The organism is Spirosoma taeanense (assembly GCF_013127955.1).
Lineage (GTDB): Bacteria > Bacteroidota > Bacteroidia > Cytophagales > Spirosomataceae > Spirosoma > Spirosoma taeanense.
In genome coordinates this window covers 2,522,960-2,540,976 of sequence record NZ_CP053435.1, presented here as the reverse complement: position 1 = coordinate 2,540,976, position 18,017 = coordinate 2,522,960, and the positions used below count along the sequence as shown (strand labels likewise).

Here is an 18,017-nt window from a genome sequence, read left to right as displayed (position 1 = left end):
CTGGTCTGGCAGTGTCTATGCACTCGAACAGACTGCTGGCTATGCGACTATATAACCTAATACGGATACGACCATAAGGTCTTAACTCAATCTATGAACTACAAATATGTAATCATCGGCTCGGGGCCGACGGGCCTCGGAGCCGCTTACCGCCTGAAAGAATTAGGCATCACCGATTTCATCGTTTTAGAAAAAGAAAACCGCATTGGCGGTCTCTCCAAGAGCTTTGTTGACGAAAAAGGGTTCACCTGGGACGTAGGGGGCCACGTTCAGTTTTCGCACTACAAGTATTTCGACGACCTGATGGTCAAGGCACTGGGCGAAGACGGCTGGCTCAGCCACCAGCGCGAGTCGTGGGTCTGGATTGAGAACCGGTTCGTTCCGTATCCGTTCCAGAACAACATCAAGTACCTCACGCCCGAAACCATGTGGAAATGCCTCGAAGGCATCATTCACAACTATAAGTTCCCCACCAACACTAAGCCCGCCAACTTCCGCGAGTGGATTCTGCAGACCTTCGGACCCGGTCTGGCCGAAACGTTCATGTTTCCCTATAACTTCAAGGTATGGGCTTACCCGCCGGAAGAAATGAACGCGGTCTGGGTGGGCGAACGCGTGGCCGTAACCGACCTGCAGCGAGTTACCAAGAATATTATCTTTAATCAGGACGACTTCTCCTGGGGCCCCAACAGCACGTTCAAGTTCCCCAAACATGGCGGCACGGGCGGCATCTGGGAATCCGTTGGCGATCTGGTTGGCCGCGAAAACGTAAAGCTGAACTGCACCGTGGAGAAAGTTATCGGGCCGGAGAAGAAAATCGTGATGGCCGATGGATCAACGATTCAGTACGAATACCTGATGAGTACCGTTCCGCTCGATATCTTTACCCGTAAGGTTGAAGGACTGGACTCGCAGACGGTGGAAACGGCGCAGGGCCTGAAACACTCGTCAACGAACGTCGTGGGCGTTGGTCTGAAAGGACAGCCCAAACCGAGTCTGGAAACCATGTGCTGGATGTACTTCCCGGAATACAACAGCCCGTATTACCGCGTCACGGTATTCTCGAACTACAGCCCCAACAACGTACCGGATATTACGCAGAACTGGTCGCTGATGACCGAAACGAGCGAGTCGTCGGCTAAGCCGGTCAACCGCGAGACTCTGATTGAGGATACGATCCGGGCGCTCCGAGAAGATCAGCTGATTCAGCCGGAAGACGAGATTGTATCGACCTGGCACATGGCCTTTGAGTATGGTTACCCAACACCCTCTGTTGAGCGCGACGCCATTCTGAAGGCCGTACTGCCCAAACTGGAGCCGTTTGGCATTTACTCACGGGGCCGGTTCGGTGCCTGGAAATACGAGGTCAGCAACCAGGACCACTCGCTGATGCAGGGAGTTGAATGGGCAAACCGCGTGGCTACTAATGTTCCTGAAGTAACGATGCCTTTCCCCGAAACGGCAAACGCAATGTGGGGAAAATAAACGATTGCTTGCTTGTTTGCCAGTTTGGTTGTTTGTTGGTGAAAACATAATCCGTTTCGGCGATGAACAGCCAGACAACCGAACAAGCAAACAGGCAGACAACAATGAAACGAAGCCTCTGGATTGGTGTTGGCGCAGTTGTGCTGTTGATTGTCGGATGGCTGGCTTACCGGCAGTTCTCTCCGTCGAATCGAACAGTCGGCTCGCTGATACCGCCGGGCGCCGTGCTGGTGCTGGCCAGCGACCGCCTGCAGGATACCGTATCGGCCCAGGTGTTACGCAAGGAGATTTCGTTGCAGCAGGTCCCTATCTTTGATGAGGCCCGCCAGCGGCTCGACCGCTTTCTCTACGCCACGGCCGATACGGCGACGGTGCTCGGGTTTGTGAAGGGCAAAAATATTCGGTATTCCCTCCACCCCGTCTCCAGGACGACGCTTGAATTCATCTTTTACATCCCCACGTCTGGCGCTGATCAGGCGTTTCTGAACCGACTCACGACCCCCAATCCAAGGCAGTACCGGGTTCTCAACCATACTTTTTCGGGCGAGAAAATCCTGGACCTGGTATCGCGGTCAGGAGAAGCGGTTGGCTCGTTTATCCTCATGGATGGTTTTCTGGTAGGGAGCATATCGGGCATCCTGATTGAGAACGTCGCTAAACGGATGCACCAGTCCCTGAAACTGCCGCGCACCGAACCCAGCTTTCAGGTCGACGCTGATCACTGGGCGGGTCTTTCCGTCCGGCCCGAGGTGCTTCAGTCGCTGTTCGGCAGTGCCGGCTCGCTGGTACGGTTGTTTTTGCCCGAAGAGTTAAATCTGCAATTCCGGCCCTCCGTCAGCCGTTCGCACCTGATCGGTTACGCAGCCGACGAAATCGGTGCTCGCCGGGACGTAGCCTCTCTCTTTGCGGGTCAGACGCCCCGGCGGATTCGTAGTGCCGATCTGATTCCGCAGACAACGGCCACGCTCTATCACATCGGCATCAGCGACGCCAAACGATTTGGCCGGACCCTGAGCCAGCTGCTTAGTTCGGCTTCCAGCGATTTCCTGCGTGAACGTTTCAGCCAGATTGAACCGGCGACCGAAGCACTTTATCAGGCACTTGGCGCCGACATACTCTTGTGTCATATGGAATCCCCAGCCGGTTTGCGGCAGCAGGTGCTGGTGCTGAACGCCCGGGATATTCGCCAGCTTTCGACCGCCTATCAGCAGGCCGCTTTCCAGGCTGGCGCTAAATCACCGAGTCTGAAGACGTTTCTGGGGCATAAAATTCTGCGGCTGGATGTTCCCGAACTCCCGGCATCACTTTTCAGTAGCCTATTTGCCGGTTTTCCGCGAAGCTGGGTTACGCAGCACGGCTCGTCGCTGATTGTTGCCAATGCGGAAGAAGCGATGCAGGAATACCTCCGGCAAGTCCAGCGGGGAGCGGTCTGGTCGGCCGATGCACGTCAGGCCGAACTGCTGAACGCTACGTTACGTCCGGCGAATTTTACGGCCTTTGCCCGGCTGAATCGGCTTGGGTCTGATCGTTCACAAACCCTGGTCACCGCTGGCTGGCCCCTTGCCTGGCAGAACCTGCTCGACCACCCGAACGCCACGGGTGCCCGCTCGGCCTTTGCCAACCTCGAAAACATTGCCTATCAGGCCAGCTACGGCAACCAGAATATTCTGTCGACACTGGTGCTGGGCCGTACGACCCGCCGGGCCAGCCAGGCCGTTCTGAACCGGGTGCTGTTGCAGAAAAAAGTAGAATTCAATGCCCCCCTGATTTCAGCGCCGGTTGTGGCCGGTAGTCTAAGCGAGGGACCAGTGCAGTTCTACGCCCAGAATGATGCCGGGCAGTTTGTCCTGGTTACGCCCGATGGCGACAAGATTGTTCAGGACCGCACCGACGGACCTATACGCAGCAATACCCTACCCGTTGATTTTCTGGACAATGGCCGACTGCAGTACCTATTCATGACCGACCAGACGCTCTACATCGCCGATCCGGGTTCATCTGCACAGGGCCGGAAAGAAGTACAGTTGCAGTCAATTCGCTTGCCAGCCGGCATGGACCCTACGTTCCTGACCCGCCCCCGCGGTAGTCAGCAACGAAACTGGGTAGCTCTGGTTGCGCATCAGAATGGGCAGGTTTACGCCCTCGACCGCCAGAACCGTGCGTTTTTCCAGATTATGGCCGCTGCGCATAAGGCTCCACTCCTGCTACCGTTTCAGGTGATTGCAATGCCAGCGGGTATGGAGGTCCTGGCGATGCAACCCGACGGAACGCTAAACCGCTGGCGTGAGAACGGTCAGCAGTTGCCCCACTATCCGGTGCGGATTGAGTCGACAAGTGAAGATGAGCTAGAGGTTAAATTTGCCGGACCGGCCCTGCAGCCCGTAGGCCGCACCGACATTCAGACAATCACCGAAAACGGGCAGCTGCTGCGGCTCAACGCCAATGGTCTGATCGCGCACCGGACCCAGTTGTATCGTCCCGTACGCAGTGGCGTGTTCCGGCTGTTCCCGGACGAAGATCAAACCAACTGGCTGCTGTTGCGGGCAACCGACACCGAAATTGCCGTACTCGACCAGCAGGGACAGCGCCGGTTTGAAGTTCGGGCGCTGCAATCCGGTGGCAATAACGTTCGCTACCACCGGCTTGGCGCGGGCGTTGAGCTAATCAGCGTAAAATCGGGTAATTTTACGACCCTGTACGATCTGAACGGCCGGATTATCGGCGATCGGCCCATTCCCAGCGATTTCCCAGTCGCCCTACAGTTTGATGAACGCTCGAATGAGCTATTCATTCTGAGTGGCGCGAAGCAGGCGGTGCAGTTATTTAGTATTCGATTACGTTAAATGGCAGGGAAAAAGGTGGAAATTTTTACAGATGCATCGTTCTCCAGCGCTTTTCCTGTCTGATTCCTTATTATGCGTTTTCTGCGTTATACCGTCCTTTTTGCTGCTCTCGTGTTGTGGGCAGGCGGCCTTTCGTCAACCGTTGCGCACTGGCTCTATGAAGCGGGCATCATTGTCGATGATTACCGCTATGGGGATTTGTACCGCATTTCGGCCCTGCCCCAGTTCAAAGATCACCAGCCCAATTGCCAGCGCGCCAACCGGTCCAGCGATACGGCGTCGACACACCTGTATATTATAGGCGATAGTTTCTCCGAAGAGCAGCGTATTAACAAAGATGATTTTCGGGTAAGTCACTTCCAGCGCGTCAAATGGGATTTTGTGCAGCGGGCGCAATTAGACCCCGGCAAGCGTAACGTTCTGCTCCTGGAATCGGTCGAACGGCATTTTCGGGATCATTTTTCGCGGCCGGTCAATGAACTGGTTGTGCAGGCAGACACCAGCCGAACGCCCGCGCCAACACTTTCGTGGCGTCGGCGACTGGGCGATGACCTGCACCGGAGCGATATGGAGGAACGACTCGAATCGGCGCTGTTCAGCCACGACTGGGCATTCTGGTTCAAAGAACTGAAAGCCAGATTTACCCTGAACTGGTTCGACCGGACCAGCACCGGTGTCAGTCTGTCCCGCAATCACCAGCATATCTTTTTGCACTCGGATACCGATACTACAGCGGATTTATCGTCCTACGCATCCTTGACCGACCGTGAGGTCAGTAACCTGGTTGACAGTGTTAACGTCGTGGCCGATCGGTATATAAAGCTGGGTTTCGATGAAGTTTATCTGTCTATTATCCCGAACAAAGCCAGCATTCTGGAACCTAACCGGGGACCTTATAATCACCTCATCGAACGGGTACAGAGTCATCCGGCCTTACGGGTGAAACCAGTTAACGTATATTCTCCCTTCAAACAGTCCGCCCAGTCGCCATACCTGGTTGGTGACACCCACTGGAATTGCCTGGGCCGGTCACTCTGGCTTCAGCAGATTTACCGCACTATTAGTCTATAAAATCAATCTTATATAGTTTTTAAATGTACATTTTTGGTAACTTTATGGTTACCAAAATAATATTCTTTATATTACAATATACATTCACATTATATTACAAATTTATTATATGGTAGGGTGATCAACCGTCATTAACTTGCGGCATCGTTTTGTGACGCTTGATAGTCGCGCGGTTAACCCACTCTAACTTTATGATTTGCCTATCGCGCCAACTGACGTGGTTGTTGCTCACGTCCGTATTTCTCAGCAGTTGTACGAATGTCGATCTGCTTCAACATTCCAGTGAACCGGTTCCTCATCAGGCCGCAGCTCGGCTTGCTGCCAATGGACAGATTGTAAACATTCAAACCGGAAAAACGTATACCGATCTGCAGCAAGCCTTTAACGAACTACCTGCTACGTTCGATCAGGATTATGAACTCCAGTTGAGTGGCACCCTGCTGTCTCCATCGGCTACGCTTCGCAACAAGAAAATGGGCAGTTTCTCGCTGGCGCTGCGGGGCGTTGACGGACAGGCCGTACTTGACGCGAACGAAAAGGAATCCGCGGTTGTGTTCAATGGTACCGGCCCCGCCAATATCCGGAATATCATCCTTGAAAACCTCGTCATCACGAATTACAGCCAGACTTCCGGCAATACGGCTGGGGTACGCTTTTTTACGGTAAAAGGTCAGAGCCTGCTGAAAAACGTTCGCTTTACGGGTGGCTACGTAGCCATGCGGGCGACGGTGAACTGTGAAGACATTACCCTTGAAGATGTTCAGATGGAAGGAATCCGCTTTGGTGGCCCCCGGTTCGGGCAGGCAGCCAATGATGTGGGCAACGTCGTATTCCGCCGACTAAAAACTTCACTCGATCAGAGCGAATCCAACCTCAGCGGCTCGGACAACGTCTGTCAGTTAAAAGGGTTCAAATCACTGCTGATTGAAGATTGTACGTTCGATGGCGCTACCAAGACCATTGTTGACCTGTACGAAATGTCGAACGTTACCATCCGACGTAACACGTTTATTCGGTCGGGCAGCAATAACCTTTACGGGACTGCCCTTCAGCTCCTGCCAGCCAGCGGCAGCGCCTGTCGTAACATCACTATTGAAGACAACCTGTTCGACAATCCGAAAGCGACGGCGATTTATTTGCGGGCGGCCGACTACAAGATTAACAACAATACCTTTATAGAAGGCGGCACCTCCCGCCCACTGGTATCGCTCGAAGCGTCGTCGGGTACGATTGAACTGGTCAACAATATTTATTACGGTACCAGCAACACCAACCCCATAATCAATCTATATCAGGTCAACGCCACCAGCTTTGTGAGCGACTACAATCTGTTTTACAAGCCGTCGGGCAGCGGTCGTCTGTTTATCAAAGGGTCCAATGGCAAGACAGACCTGAGCAGCTCCTCGCTGGCGCAGCTCCAGAGCAAGGGACTTGACCGTAACAGTCTGCAGGCCCAGCCTCTGTTCAACCTGGGAAGTGATCCCGTGCGCCCGCCCTATATGCTTGCTCCCAACTCACCGGGCCGTAATGCCGGTGACCGCAACCGCGCCGGTACCAACGACCTGACCGGAAAGTCGACCGAAGATGATCGGCCCGACATGGGTGCCTACGATTACGATTCGTTTTAGTCCAGCTGGTTCAGTTAATCGGTGAAAAGGGGATAGAGCCATGGCTTTATCCCCTTTTCACTGGCAGTGAAGCTGTTCAGACACCTACCGCGACAGAATAACGCGGTATCGACAAGCGAAACAAGTGCTTACCAGTGCCTCCGTTACACCAGGGCGAACAGATCGGCAACGCCCAGCATCCGCTTACTAATGAACCCTTCCCCAAATTCAACGCCAATCATGTGACCGTGTTCGCGGGTACGGGATTCAAGGAATTTCATAAAGGCTTCGCCCGAGATATAACTGTCCGGCTCGTTGCTCTCCGGGTCGAAGAACTGACTTTTGTAGGCTTTGATAGCCGCCAGTTTACCTTCCCAGTAAGGCGATACGTCCACCACAAAATCAGGTTTGAGCGAGCGGTCCTGGATAAAATGATAAATAAATTTTGGCCGGTGAGCTTCCTGGGGCTGGCCATCTTTGCCGGTGGTTTTGATTTGCCGCAGCCCGGCGTAAAAACTAGCCTGCACCACCAGTTCGGCGGCCCGCCCGTGGTCCGGATGCCGGTCGTCGGGGGCGTTGGTTAGCACAATCTCGGGTCGGAACTGCCGGATCAATGGGATGAGGGCCATCTGGTGTTCTTCGTCATTGCGGAAGAATCCATCCCGGAAGCCCATATTCTCGCGGGCAACCAGATTCATAATTCGGGCTCCTTCGGCTGATTCATGCAGGCGAATTTCCGGAGTGCCCCGGGTGCCCAGTTCGCCACGGGTCAGGTCAATACCTGCAATGGTTTTTCCCTGCGCCCCCAGCGAAAGAATCGTTCCTCCGCAGGTCATTTCAATGTCGTCGGGATGCGCTGCAATTGCCAATACATCAACGGTCATACAGTGTAGTCGAGAGTTTGGTAGTTCAGAAAAAGAGTTGCCGGGATAACATCCGGACGAATAAACAAGCGAACAATCCGGAAATTTGTTCAAATGACCCGTTAGCGTTTCTGGTTTGAAATGCCTTATTTTTGGCCGTGGGACGGTTTGCGATCAGCAAACACAGCTTCCCGCCTATCCGAACAGATTTCATATCCCTTGTTCACTGATGCCTTATAAAGCCCTTGCTCTTCAGCTTACCTGCCACGCTGTCAATCCGTATCAAACCCGTGACGAAGCCGAAACCGTCATGCTGAAAAGTATTGACCGCGTCGAAAAGCAGCTGAGCGCGTCGATTAATCACATCGGCCGCGATACGCTGCTGGTAGTTGTGCCGGAGTATTTCCTGACGGGTTTTCCCATGGGCGAAACGACTGAACAATGGCGCGAAAAAGCTGCACTGGAGATCAATGGCCGTATTTATGAAGCCCTGGGCGCTATGGTGCAGCGTCAGCAGATTTATTTTTCCGGGAACGCGTATGAACAGGACCCTTTTTTTCCGGAACTCTATTTCCAGACCAGCTTTATCATCGGCCCCAGCGGGGATGTTCTGCTGCGCTACCGCCGACTGAACGCCATGTATGCCCCCACGCCCCACGACGTATGGGAGTTATACCTGGATGCCTATGGGTACGATTCGCTGTTCCCGGTGGTTAAAACCAATATTGGCAACCTGGCCTGCATTGCTTCGGAAGAGATTCTGTATCCTGAACTGGCCCGGTGCCTGGCTATGCGCGGAGCCGAAGTGCTGCTGCACTCAACCGCCGAGGTGGGCAGTCCGCTCCTGACCCAGCGGAACGTAGCGAAACTGGCGCGGGCCGTAGAGAATATGGCTTACGTGGTATCGGCCAACTCCGCGGGACTGGCCAACTCCCCCATGCCCTTTGGCTCGACGGACGCCGGATCGAAGATTGTTGATCCGAAAGGACTTGTGCTGGCCGAAGCTGGTTATGGAGAAAGCATGGTCGCGAACGCCGATATTGACCTGGCCGCCCTGCGCGACTTTCGCCAGCGGCCGGCAGCGGGCAACCTGCTCGCCCGGCAACGTTACGAGCTATATGCGGAGAGTTACGCCCGGCACAGCGTTTTTCCGCCTAATACGCTCCTGAGTCAGCCGGCCGAACGACAGCATTTTGTTCGGACGCAGCAGGAAGTCATTAAAAAACTGTATTCTTAAAATTGCATTGAACTGCAACCCGAATAGATGACCATTCAGGAAACCAATTTTCAATTCCCCGGCCAGACAGGTTTTTACCGGGGCAAAGTCCGCGATGTCTATGCCTTTCCCGATAAACTGGTAATGATTGCCTCGGATCGGATTTCGGCCTTCGACGTTGTTCTGCCCCGGCCTATTCCCTATAAAGGCCAGGTGCTGAACCAGACCGCCGAGTATTTTCTGCGTGCAACGGCCGATATTGTGCCGAACTGGCTCCTTAGTGTACCAGACCCGAATGCCAGCATCGGTCTCCGCTGCGAACCTTATGCAGTCGAGATGGTGGTACGCGGTTACATGGCGGGCCACGCCTGGCGGCAGTATCGCGACGGACACCGGACGCTCTGCGGGGTAGCGCTCCCCGATGGATTACGGGAGAATGACCGCCTGCCCCAGCCGATCATTACGCCCTCGACCAAAGCCCACGAGGGCCACGACGAAGACATCAGCCGGGAGGAAATTCTGAGCCAGGGTATCGTTAACGAAGCCGATTACAGTCAGCTGGAGCAGTACGCACTGGCGCTGTTTGAACGCGGTACGGCTATGGCTGCGGAGCGTGGGCTGATTCTGGTCGACACCAAATACGAGTTCGGAAACCTCGACGGTAAGGTTTACCTGATCGATGAAGTCCACACGCCCGACTCGTCACGGTATTTCTATGCCGACGTTTACGCCGACAACCAGCGGGGGGGCAGCCGCAGAAACAATTGTCGAAAGAATTCGTTAGAGAATGGCTTATTGCGAACGGGTTTCAGGGCAAAACAGGTCAGACCGTACCGACCATGTCAGATGAATGGGTAGAGCAGATTTCCGGGCGCTACATCGAACTATTCGAGACGGTTACGGGTCAGACCTTCCAGCCGGCTGCTGCCGAAACCGATCCGCTTTCGCGGATTGAAGCCAATATCCTGCAGGCTATTACAAATTCATAACCTCGCAAAACGAGTCAGGCAGCCCCGCAGCACTGATTAGTTTGCCCCGACCTATTAACCAGTAAGTATGAACTACACGATTGAAAAAACCGAACAATACGCGCTGATTCGCCTGGCTGAAAGCTCATTCAACGAAGACATCACCCCGACCTTCGAAACGCTGAGCCGGAATCTCTTCCGCGAAGGCTACAGCAACATCATCGTTGATATGGCGCCCGTGCAGACGGTGGAACCGGCGGGTTTCAGCACCATTCGGAAAATAAACCGGCAGTGCACTAACGAAGTTGGCATATTGGTGTTAGTGACTAAGAACGATGAGTTAATTGAATCGCTGGACACGGCCGGCATCAGTGACCTGATCATCCTGCCAACTGTGGAAGAAGCCATAGATGCCGTGTTTATGAACGAATTGGAGAACGATTTTCGCAGTGAGGACGACGATGAGTACGATGCAGGGGGCGGCTTCAGCCGGGACACCGATTAACCAGGGCACCACACACCACGAACCGGAACACCACCGACCGGCCAATCTGCCGTTTACGCTGACGATCCTGGGCGCGGGCTCGGCCACGCCCGCCCTGCGCTATCACCCAACCGCCCAGTTGCTTACGGTTGGCAGCGATTATATGCTCATCGACTGTGGCGAAGGCACCCAGCTTCGGCTGATTGAGCAGAAAATCCGGATGGGGCGGCTGCGTTATATCTTTATCAGCCACCTCCATGGCGACCATTATTTCGGCCTGCCACCGCTCCTGTCAACGCTCAATCTTTCCGGTCGGACCGAAGACCTGTTTTTGTTTGGACCGCGCGGTCTGGATGAAGTGCTGACTACGATCTTTCGGGTATCGGACTCACGACTGGGCTACCGGCTGCACTTTCAGGTGGTGGATCCGGCTCAGCCAATGCGCTTGCTTGATCATCCGCAACTGACCGTCGAGTCGATTCCACTGCAGCACCGGATCGACTGCTCGGGCTATCTCTTTCGGGAGAAGCCCCACGCCCGCCGGCTGCTGCGCGAGCGGCTTCCGGCCGATGTGCCGGTGCAGTATCTGAAGCTGCTTAAAGAAGGACATGATATTCTGAATGCGGACGGTCAGATTATCCACGCAGCCGATGACGTAACGGAGCCGGGTCCACCCGCCCGCTCGTATGCGTTCTGCTCCGATACCCGCTACGTAGAAGGCTTGATTTCACAGCTCCGGGGGGTTGACCTGCTCTACCATGAAGCTACGTTTCTGGACGATAACGCCCAGCGGGCCGCCGAAGTCTATCATTCAACGGCCAGCCAGGCGGCTACCATTGCTGCCCGCGCCGAAGTGGGCCGGCTGCTGATCGGGCATTTTTCATCGCGGTATAAGCAGTATGAAGACTTTCTGAACGAAGCGCGGGCCGTATTTCCAGAGACTTATTTGGCGATAGAAGGTCAGACGGTGCTTATTTGATTTTCCCAGCCCGCGACCTAACCGGCTACAGGTTACTCGCTTTTGTCACCGGCGATAGGCAAAGCGGTCAGAATCTGCTTATCTTTAACCCCAAACCATTACCTGTTCCTCAATGCTGGCCTTTCGCTTGGGCTTTCTGGACGTCGGCTGGCTCGACCTGATCGACATCGCGCTGGTCGCCCTGCTGATCTACCAAATTTACAATCTTGTCCGGGGCAGTGTAGCCAGCCGGGTGTTCATCGGCTATCTGCTCGTTTATCTGGCCTATCTGCTGGTGAAAGCCCTCGGTCTGAACCTGCTGACTACCATTCTGGAGTATTTTATCAGTGTGGGTGCGCTGGCGCTGATCATTATTTTCCAGCAGGAAATCCGGCGCTTTCTCCTGCTTATCGGCAAATCGACCAACGTCGCCAACAGCCGCTGGCTCCGGCGCTGGCTGCTGCGTCAGTCCGGCATGCCCGAGCCAACAACGCCCCTCCGTCCTATCCTGGATGCCTGCAAAACCCTGAGCACCGAGTTTTCGGGCGGCCTGCTGGTCATCCGCAAAAACGACGATATGCAGAAGTTCGCGCAGTCGGGCGAAGTGATTGACGCCGAAGTGTCCAAGCCCTTGCTCCTGGCCATTTTCAGTCAGTATAGTCCATTGCACGACGGGGCCGTAATCATCAGCGACGGCCGGATTCTGGCGGCCCGCTGCATTCTCCCTGTTTCGGACGATGATGAACTGCCGCCCGCTCTGGGCTTCCGGCACCGGGCCGCGGTGGGCATGAGCGAAGCCACCGATGCAGCCGTCATCGCAGTATCCGAAGAGAGCGGCCGGCTGGCGCTGGCGCTTAACGGCGAGCTGTTCACTAACCTGACCATTGGCGAACTGGAAGACCGGCTGGGTCGGTATCTGCGCGAACCCGGGCTGCCCAAACCCGAGTTGCAGTAATCCTTGGACAACGTAGCGAAGCCTCCTTCTGACCGAACTTAAGTCGCCAGAAGGAGGCTTCGCTGCGTTCACCCCCTGCCCTCAGCAGCCATAGTTAATTCTGCTTTAGCACGGAAGCGCCCATAATGTCTATCTGGGCCTGCGGTATGGGAAAAAATTCATTTTTTCCTTTCACAAAAGTGGAGCCATTCAGATAGGTTCGTTTCTGGCTTTCTTTAGCCAGGTAAGCATTTAGCACGTCACTCGCTACGCCCCAGCGCACCAGATCGAAAAAGCGGTGGCCCTCCATGGCCAGTTCCAGCCGTCGCTCAAAGCGAACCGCCTTTCTGGCAAAGTCCTGACTGGGAAAAGCCGGGTAAGTTTTAACCAGGTAGTTGGCCGCAGGCTTACCAGCCGCGTCGGTCACGACTACATTGCCCGCCCGGGACCTGATCTGATTTACAATCTTCAGAGCCGTAGCCAGGTCGTTTTCTTCAGCTGCTACTTCAGCGCGCATCAAAAGAACGTCGGCAAAACGTAAAGCCCGGTAGTTATTGGCATTCGCTCTGGGCGATTCGGCACCGGCATTTTCGCCACTGTAGGCAAAGAACTTCTTGAACGTGTATGGTCCGCCGAAGCTTTGGTCACGAATCCAGTTTCGGCCGGGATGAACGCCCCAGTTGAGAAACGGAATACCCCGGCGGCCCACGGTCCAGTCTAGCCGGGGGTCCAGCGTACCCTCGTAGGGCGTGAAGGCAGCCGTAGAAGCCAGCCCTTCATCATTTTTCACATCAACATTATTGAACGTATCCAGAAGAGGTAAACCACTGGCGTCGGTTTTGAAAGCATTAACCAGGTTTTGTGAAGGCTGATAGAAGCCGCAGCACCCGCCGGGCGCTGACCCGTACGGAAAATTCCAGTTATCGCCCCAGCTACCATTTTGCCCGCTGCCGCCATCGCCAACTGACATCTGGACCTCAAAAACCGACTCGCTGTTGTTTTCTGTAACGATCCGGAAGTTATCGTGGAAACTGGCGACCAGCGAAAAAGGACCATTGTTAACCACATCGTCCAGCAGAGGTTTAGCAGCCGAATAATCCTGCTGGTACATGTGAGCCTTGGCAAGATAGGCTTTAGCGGTCCACTTACTCGCTCGGCCAACCTGCGCCCTGGTGGCCGCAAGGTTGTCAATTGCATATTGGAAGTCAGCTTCAATTTTTGGCCATATATCCTTATCGTTCGGCAGATTGATAAAATCGGTCACCGTTTCGTCGACGTAAGGCACCATGTTCCAGATTTTTTTGGCCTCAAAGTGATACCAGGCTCTCAGAAAACGAGCTTCGCCCATGGCCTGCGCTTTTTCGGCATCGGTCATGTCCGTGGCCCTGGGAATCAGCTTCAATACGTCGTTCGAGCGGGAAATTCCGTCGTATAAAGCTACCCATTTGTCATTGTATAGGCCCAGATCGGCCTGAATGGAGTAGCGCTCAAGGGTCGTTATCTGCGCCTGATCGCCTACGTCACTTCCCTTATAGGCGTCATCTGAAGCGACAGAACCGAATATCCAGTTGCTGACCGATGCTGTATTGGTAGGGCCAGCTCCTACCCCATCGAGCAGACTATAGGCGGCAATCAGGGCGCCATTTACACCGGATTTGCTGGCAAGCAGTTGATCATTGGCAACACCCAGGGGCGTTGTTTCCAGAAAATCCTTGCTGCAGGAACTCATCAGACCCAGGCCGACGGCTGTTGTTAAGACTAAGAATTTCTTTTTCATGCGTGTATGAGCCGGACAACCGGCGTGAATTTTTTGACAGGCCGTTGGTTAAAAGCCAAAATTGAGTCCAATCTGGTACATTTTGGAATTCGGATAATTCCCCTGGTCGACGCCCAGAACCGTACTGCCCGGCGTTGAACCAACTGAGGTTACTTCCGGGTCGATACCGCTATATTTAGTGATCGTGAAGAGGTTTTGCGCCTGCAGGAAGACGCGGGCGTTTTCGAATCTGATTTTCTGGGCAAGTGATGCCGGTAACGTATACCCCAGGGTCAGGTTTTTCATCCGGAAATAGGAACCGTCTTCAATAAAGTAGCTGGACGGCTGCTGGCTGCGGCTGTCATTGGCATCGAGAATTGGCAGAACCGCATCCGGATTCTCCGGCGTCCAGGAGTCGTACAGCATCCGAAGGCTCCGGTTACCGGCCTGGTTGTTGAAGTCAACCCAGCGTTTCACCATGTTCAGGAGTTCGTTCCCCTGTACGCCCTGGAAGAAAGCCGAGAGGTCGAAGTTCTTATAGCCCAGGTTCAGGTTGATACCATAGGTAAAATCCGGGTGAGGGTTGCCCAGAAACATCCGGTCGTTATCGGTAATGGTGCCATCCCCGTCGGTATCGTGGTATTTGTATTTGCCTACAGCGGCATAACCGGGGTATTTCGGTCCCGCGTCGACTTCACTCTGGTTCTGGTAAATACCGTCAATTTTCAGCCCATAAAACGAATAGAGGGGCATACCCGCCACCGATCGGGTCCAGGTGTAACTACGAATAGCAGGTCCGAGCAGGACGGCCGACGAACTGCTGTTGAGTCGGACGACCCGGTTTTTATACGTAGAAAAATTGACGCCTACGCCGTAGCTCAGACTTCCATCCAGCGCTTTACCGTTGAAATTTAGACCAAGGTCTATCCCTTTGTTGTTCATTTCGCCCACGTTGACAAACGGAATCGTGGCCACACCCTGCGTGGCCGGGAGGCTAACCTGATATAACATGTCGGAGGTGGTACGATCATACAGGTCGAGTGTGATACCCAGTTTGCCTTTCAGCAACGTAGCGTCCAGGCCGATGTTGGTCTGCGTGGTGGTTTCCCATTTGGCATCCGGATTGCCGAAGGCTTCAGTGTCAAAACCCGACTGAACCGAATTGTTCGACCCGTCAATGGCGTAGGATGACTGGCTCAGGCTGGAACGATACGTGCTGAAACCGTTATAGTTCCCAATTTCCTGGTTACCCGTCTGGCCCCAGCCGGCTCTAATCTTCAGGTCGTTGATCCAGGTTAGTCCGGCCATAAACGATTCATCGGATAAGCGCCAACCGGCACTGACGGCTGGGAAAGTTCCGTAGCGGTTATTCTGGCCGAAACGTGATGATCCGTCACGGCGGATGGTAGCTTCGAGCAGATAGCGGTCTTTCAGCGAGTAATTGACTTTCCCAAATAGCGAGAAGAGGGCCCATTCGTAGCCAGAACCTGAGTTATTGATTCCGGCCGTTCCAGAATTAAGAAACATGTACTGGGGGTCTTCCGAAAAGAAAGTCGTGCGCGTGGCCGAGAAATCCCGGCCCGTTCCCCTGATAGCCTCAGAGCCGGCCAGCACACTCAGCTTATGAACATTGGCAAACGTTCTTGAATAATTCAGTGTATTCGACCAGGTCCAGTTTATATCATACGCGTTGGCATTCGTCAGGGAATTAGCCGCTTCAATTTCGGCCTCTTCCAGATCCAGAAGCGTATAACTGGCCCGGTTGGCATTCGTAATATCGATTCCAATGCTCGATCTGGCGACCAGATTTTCCAGAATATCGATTTCGGCATAAGCATTGCCAAACGCTCTGAACGTATTCAGCTGATTATTTCTTGCCCGCCACAATTGAGCAACCGGGTTTGTGGCAGGCCCCAGCCCGGCCGCCCGGGTTGCCGCAAAGTTGCCCATGATATCATACACCGGAATAATGGATGGAATCCGGTAGCCATTTCCAATCGGGTTGCCATCCTGGTTATTCGCCGTGCTAGCGGTTCCGTTGTTGCTGTAATACCCTTTGTTCTGCGTATAGCTCACTTCCAGATTCTCGCCCAGGCGCACTCGTTTCTTGAACAGAAACTCGGTATTAGACCGTAACGAATAGCGATCAAACGACGTATGAATCAGCACCCCGTCCTGTTTAAAGTAGTTGAGGGCAATGGCATAGCGCCCGGCTTCGGTTCCGCCATTCGCGCCAATGTTGTATTCCTGGATGGCGGCCGGGCGCAGAATCGCTTTGTGCCAGTCCGTGCCTTCTTTGTTAGCCTTTACGATCTGGTAGAACCCAGTACGATTGTAGTTGTAAAGTGAAGGATTGGTTCGGGGGTCGCCTTCCGACAGACCATAGCTTGACCCGGCCAGAATATAATCCGGAACAACGGCCGTGGGGCCATTGCCATACTGCTGATGCGAAGGATTACCGTTGGTTAAGACACCCGCGTTCCGGCGCTGTATCCAGAGCAAATCGCCAAACTCCTGCGGGTTCCTGATCAGTCCGAGGTCAACTTTCCCGACCTGTACCCCAACCCTCGAATTGAACGTAAATTGCGGAGTGCCTACCTTTCCTTTTTTAGTAGTGATAATGATGACGCCATTCGCGGCTCTTGACCCGTAAATTGACGCCGACGCGGCATCTTTCAACACCTGCATCGACTCAATGTTATTGGGGTTAATGCTGTTCAGACCACCTTTGGTCGGCACACCGTCAATAATATAAAGCGGGTCGTTATTGTTGATCGTGCCAAATCCGCGGATACGAACCGTTGCCTCACCACCCGGTGAGTTATTCGACGTAACCGTTACCCCAGGCACCCGACCCTGCAGCTGCTGGGCAACGTTGGGAGCCGTTACCTTGGTCAGCTCTTTTGTATCAACAGTAGTCACCGCTCCGGTAATGTCTCTTCGGGATTGAGAAGAGTATCCCGTTACGACCACTTCACTCAGGGCTTTTACGTCCGACTGCAGCGTGACTACAATCTGGGTTCTGTTGCTGATGGCGACTTCCTGGGTGACATAGCCGATAGACGACACCACGAGCGCTGTGCTCCCATCCGGCACGTTCAGAGTAAACCCGCCTTCGGCGTCGGTGGTCGTTCCCAGCGAAGAGCTTCCTTTCAATACTACCGTTGCCCCGGGGACAGCCTCACCGGCAGCATCGACAACCTTCCCGTTGATTGGCAGGACCGCCGGTTGCTTATGACGAATCGGCGCAGTCGATTCGGACGACAAAGGCAAACCCGCAAACGAGCCGGTAGAAAACTGGCCGATCAAGACTAACTGCATCAGGCCGATGCACTTGATTCCGGGCAGGCGGCACAAGTGGTAAAAACGTCTTTTCATGTATTCAGGTTGATTTACGTAAGAAAGCAGAATAGCGTCACTGTTCGTAGGAACAGGGATAAAGGAGCCGGATTAGCTCAGTGAGAGACCGGGCGAAAATGTGAACTGGTTACGGCGATAAAAGCATTTCGCTTTTTGTTTTTAGTCATTAAATTATTTAGATAATTCGATTATAAATCACCGACATGATCGCCCAAAAATAAGGACCTGCCTTATTAATCAAAATTTAATTTTGGCTTATATAAAAAACTTAGAATTTTATTTCATTATCATACAATTTATCTAAAGTTGGCTCAAGTATAGACGCATACAAACACGCTGGATACCGGAAACGGCCAGCGATTGTCAACAGAGCAGATGATAGTTATTGAAATGGCGGTATTGTAACCTGTGCAGAATGGTATTGGCAACTTATGAACGTAAGGCTAACGGAGCATACAGCTGAAAAGCCGGC

Annotated in this window: 13 protein-coding genes; 10 read left to right on the top strand and 3 right to left on the bottom strand. The window is 53.8% G+C overall.

The features are described from left to right. Positions 1–93: 93 nt before the first annotated feature. The 4 genes from HNV11_RS10710 (at position 94) to HNV11_RS10695 (ending at position 7,027) form a co-directional block, all read left to right on the top strand. Positions 94–1,485, top strand: coding sequence for a protoporphyrinogen/coproporphyrinogen oxidase (locus HNV11_RS10710; RefSeq protein WP_171739654.1), 1,392 nt, complete (start codon positions 94–96; stop codon positions 1,483–1,485). 104 nt (positions 1,486–1,589) lie between these two features. Then, positions 1,590–4,328 carry a hypothetical protein gene (locus HNV11_RS10705; RefSeq protein ID WP_171739653.1) on the top strand — a complete coding sequence of 913 codons (2,739 nt, stop codon included), beginning with the start codon at positions 1,590–1,592 and terminating at the stop codon, positions 4,326–4,328. Between the two features lie 72 nt (positions 4,329–4,400). After that, positions 4,401–5,399 carry a hypothetical protein gene (locus HNV11_RS10700; protein ID WP_171739652.1) on the top strand — a complete coding sequence of 333 codons (999 nt, stop codon included), beginning with the start codon at positions 4,401–4,403 and terminating at the stop codon, positions 5,397–5,399. 191 nt (positions 5,400–5,590) lie between these two features. Continuing rightward, positions 5,591–7,027 carry a right-handed parallel beta-helix repeat-containing protein gene (locus HNV11_RS10695; RefSeq protein ID WP_171739651.1) on the top strand — a complete coding sequence of 479 codons (1,437 nt, stop codon included), beginning with the start codon at positions 5,591–5,593 and terminating at the stop codon, positions 7,025–7,027. A gap of 143 nt (positions 7,028–7,170) precedes the next feature. Here the strand turns inward: HNV11_RS10695 and bshB1 are convergent, their stop codons facing one another. Beyond that, positions 7,171–7,890 (bottom strand): bacillithiol biosynthesis deacetylase BshB1, encoded by a 720-nt coding sequence (bshB1, locus tag HNV11_RS10690; RefSeq protein ID WP_171739650.1) that lies wholly within the window; start codon positions 7,888–7,890, stop codon positions 7,171–7,173. 208 nt (positions 7,891–8,098) lie between these two features. Between bshB1 and HNV11_RS10685 the strand changes: the two genes are divergently transcribed. From HNV11_RS10685 to cdaA, 6 genes are all read left to right on the top strand, one after another. Continuing rightward, positions 8,099–9,106, top strand: coding sequence for a nitrilase-related carbon-nitrogen hydrolase (locus tag HNV11_RS10685; protein ID WP_171739649.1), 1,008 nt, complete (start codon positions 8,099–8,101; stop codon positions 9,104–9,106). A 27-nt stretch (positions 9,107–9,133) separates the two neighbouring features. Then, entirely contained in the window at positions 9,134–9,943 is an 810-nt protein-coding gene (locus HNV11_RS10680) for a phosphoribosylaminoimidazolesuccinocarboxamide synthase (RefSeq protein WP_240163920.1), read from the top strand. After that, entirely contained in the window at positions 9,925–10,074 is a 150-nt protein-coding gene (locus HNV11_RS23930) for a hypothetical protein (protein ID WP_240163917.1), read from the top strand. Before HNV11_RS10680 ends, HNV11_RS23930 begins: the two co-directional genes overlap by 19 nt. Positions 10,075–10,141: 67 nt before the next feature. Further along, complete coding sequence (locus HNV11_RS10675; RefSeq protein WP_171739648.1) at positions 10,142–10,558, top strand: STAS domain-containing protein; 417 nt, start codon at positions 10,142–10,144, stop codon at positions 10,556–10,558. Next, positions 10,524–11,516 (top strand): ribonuclease Z, encoded by a 993-nt coding sequence (locus HNV11_RS10670; RefSeq protein ID WP_394353887.1) that lies wholly within the window; start codon positions 10,524–10,526, stop codon positions 11,514–11,516. The genes HNV11_RS10675 and HNV11_RS10670 overlap by 35 nt, the downstream gene beginning before the upstream one ends. A 112-nt stretch (positions 11,517–11,628) precedes the next feature. Further along, positions 11,629–12,450 carry a diadenylate cyclase CdaA gene (cdaA, locus tag HNV11_RS10665; protein ID WP_171739646.1) on the top strand — a complete coding sequence of 274 codons (822 nt, stop codon included), beginning with the start codon at positions 11,629–11,631 and terminating at the stop codon, positions 12,448–12,450. A gap of 94 nt (positions 12,451–12,544) precedes the next feature. Here the strand turns inward: cdaA and HNV11_RS10660 are convergent, their stop codons facing one another. After that, positions 12,545–14,206, bottom strand: a complete 1,662-nt coding sequence (locus HNV11_RS10660) for a RagB/SusD family nutrient uptake outer membrane protein (protein ID WP_171739645.1) — start codon at positions 14,204–14,206, stop codon at positions 12,545–12,547. A 48-nt stretch (positions 14,207–14,254) separates the two neighbouring features. Next, positions 14,255–17,563: a SusC/RagA family TonB-linked outer membrane protein gene (locus tag HNV11_RS10655; RefSeq protein WP_240163916.1), complete on the bottom strand. Its 3,309-nt coding sequence runs from the start codon at positions 17,561–17,563 to the stop codon at positions 14,255–14,257. Between the last annotated feature and the right edge of the window lie 454 nt (positions 17,564–18,017).

What these genes read in the sequence shown, in the direction of transcription:
- HNV11_RS10710 (WP_171739654.1), top strand. Translation starts at nt 94, where the DNA reads ATGAACTACAAATATGTAATCATCGGCTCGGGGCCGACGGGCCTCGGA.
- HNV11_RS10705 (WP_171739653.1), top strand. Translation starts at nt 1,590, where the DNA reads ATGAAACGAAGCCTCTGGATTGGTGTTGGCGCAGTTGTGCTGTTGATT.
- HNV11_RS10700 (WP_171739652.1), top strand. Translation starts at nt 4,401, where the DNA reads ATGCGTTTTCTGCGTTATACCGTCCTTTTTGCTGCTCTCGTGTTGTGG.
- HNV11_RS10695 (WP_171739651.1), top strand. Translation starts at nt 5,591, where the DNA reads ATGATTTGCCTATCGCGCCAACTGACGTGGTTGTTGCTCACGTCCGTA.
- bshB1 (WP_171739650.1), bottom strand. Translation starts at nt 7,890, where the DNA reads ATGACCGTTGATGTATTGGCAATTGCAGCGCATCCCGACGACATTGAA.
- HNV11_RS10685 (WP_171739649.1), top strand. Translation starts at nt 8,099, where the DNA reads ATGCCTTATAAAGCCCTTGCTCTTCAGCTTACCTGCCACGCTGTCAAT.
- HNV11_RS10680 (WP_240163920.1), top strand. Translation starts at nt 9,134, where the DNA reads ATGACCATTCAGGAAACCAATTTTCAATTCCCCGGCCAGACAGGTTTT.
- HNV11_RS23930 (WP_240163917.1), top strand. Translation starts at nt 9,925, where the DNA reads ATGTCAGATGAATGGGTAGAGCAGATTTCCGGGCGCTACATCGAACTA.
- HNV11_RS10675 (WP_171739648.1), top strand. Translation starts at nt 10,142, where the DNA reads ATGAACTACACGATTGAAAAAACCGAACAATACGCGCTGATTCGCCTG.
- HNV11_RS10670 (WP_394353887.1), top strand. Translation starts at nt 10,524, where the DNA reads ATGCAGGGGGCGGCTTCAGCCGGGACACCGATTAACCAGGGCACCACA.
- cdaA (WP_171739646.1), top strand. Translation starts at nt 11,629, where the DNA reads ATGCTGGCCTTTCGCTTGGGCTTTCTGGACGTCGGCTGGCTCGACCTG.
- HNV11_RS10660 (WP_171739645.1), bottom strand. Translation starts at nt 14,206, where the DNA reads ATGAAAAAGAAATTCTTAGTCTTAACAACAGCCGTCGGCCTGGGTCTG.
- HNV11_RS10655 (WP_240163916.1), bottom strand. Translation starts at nt 17,563, where the DNA reads ATGAAAAGACGTTTTTACCACTTGTGCCGCCTGCCCGGAATCAAGTGC.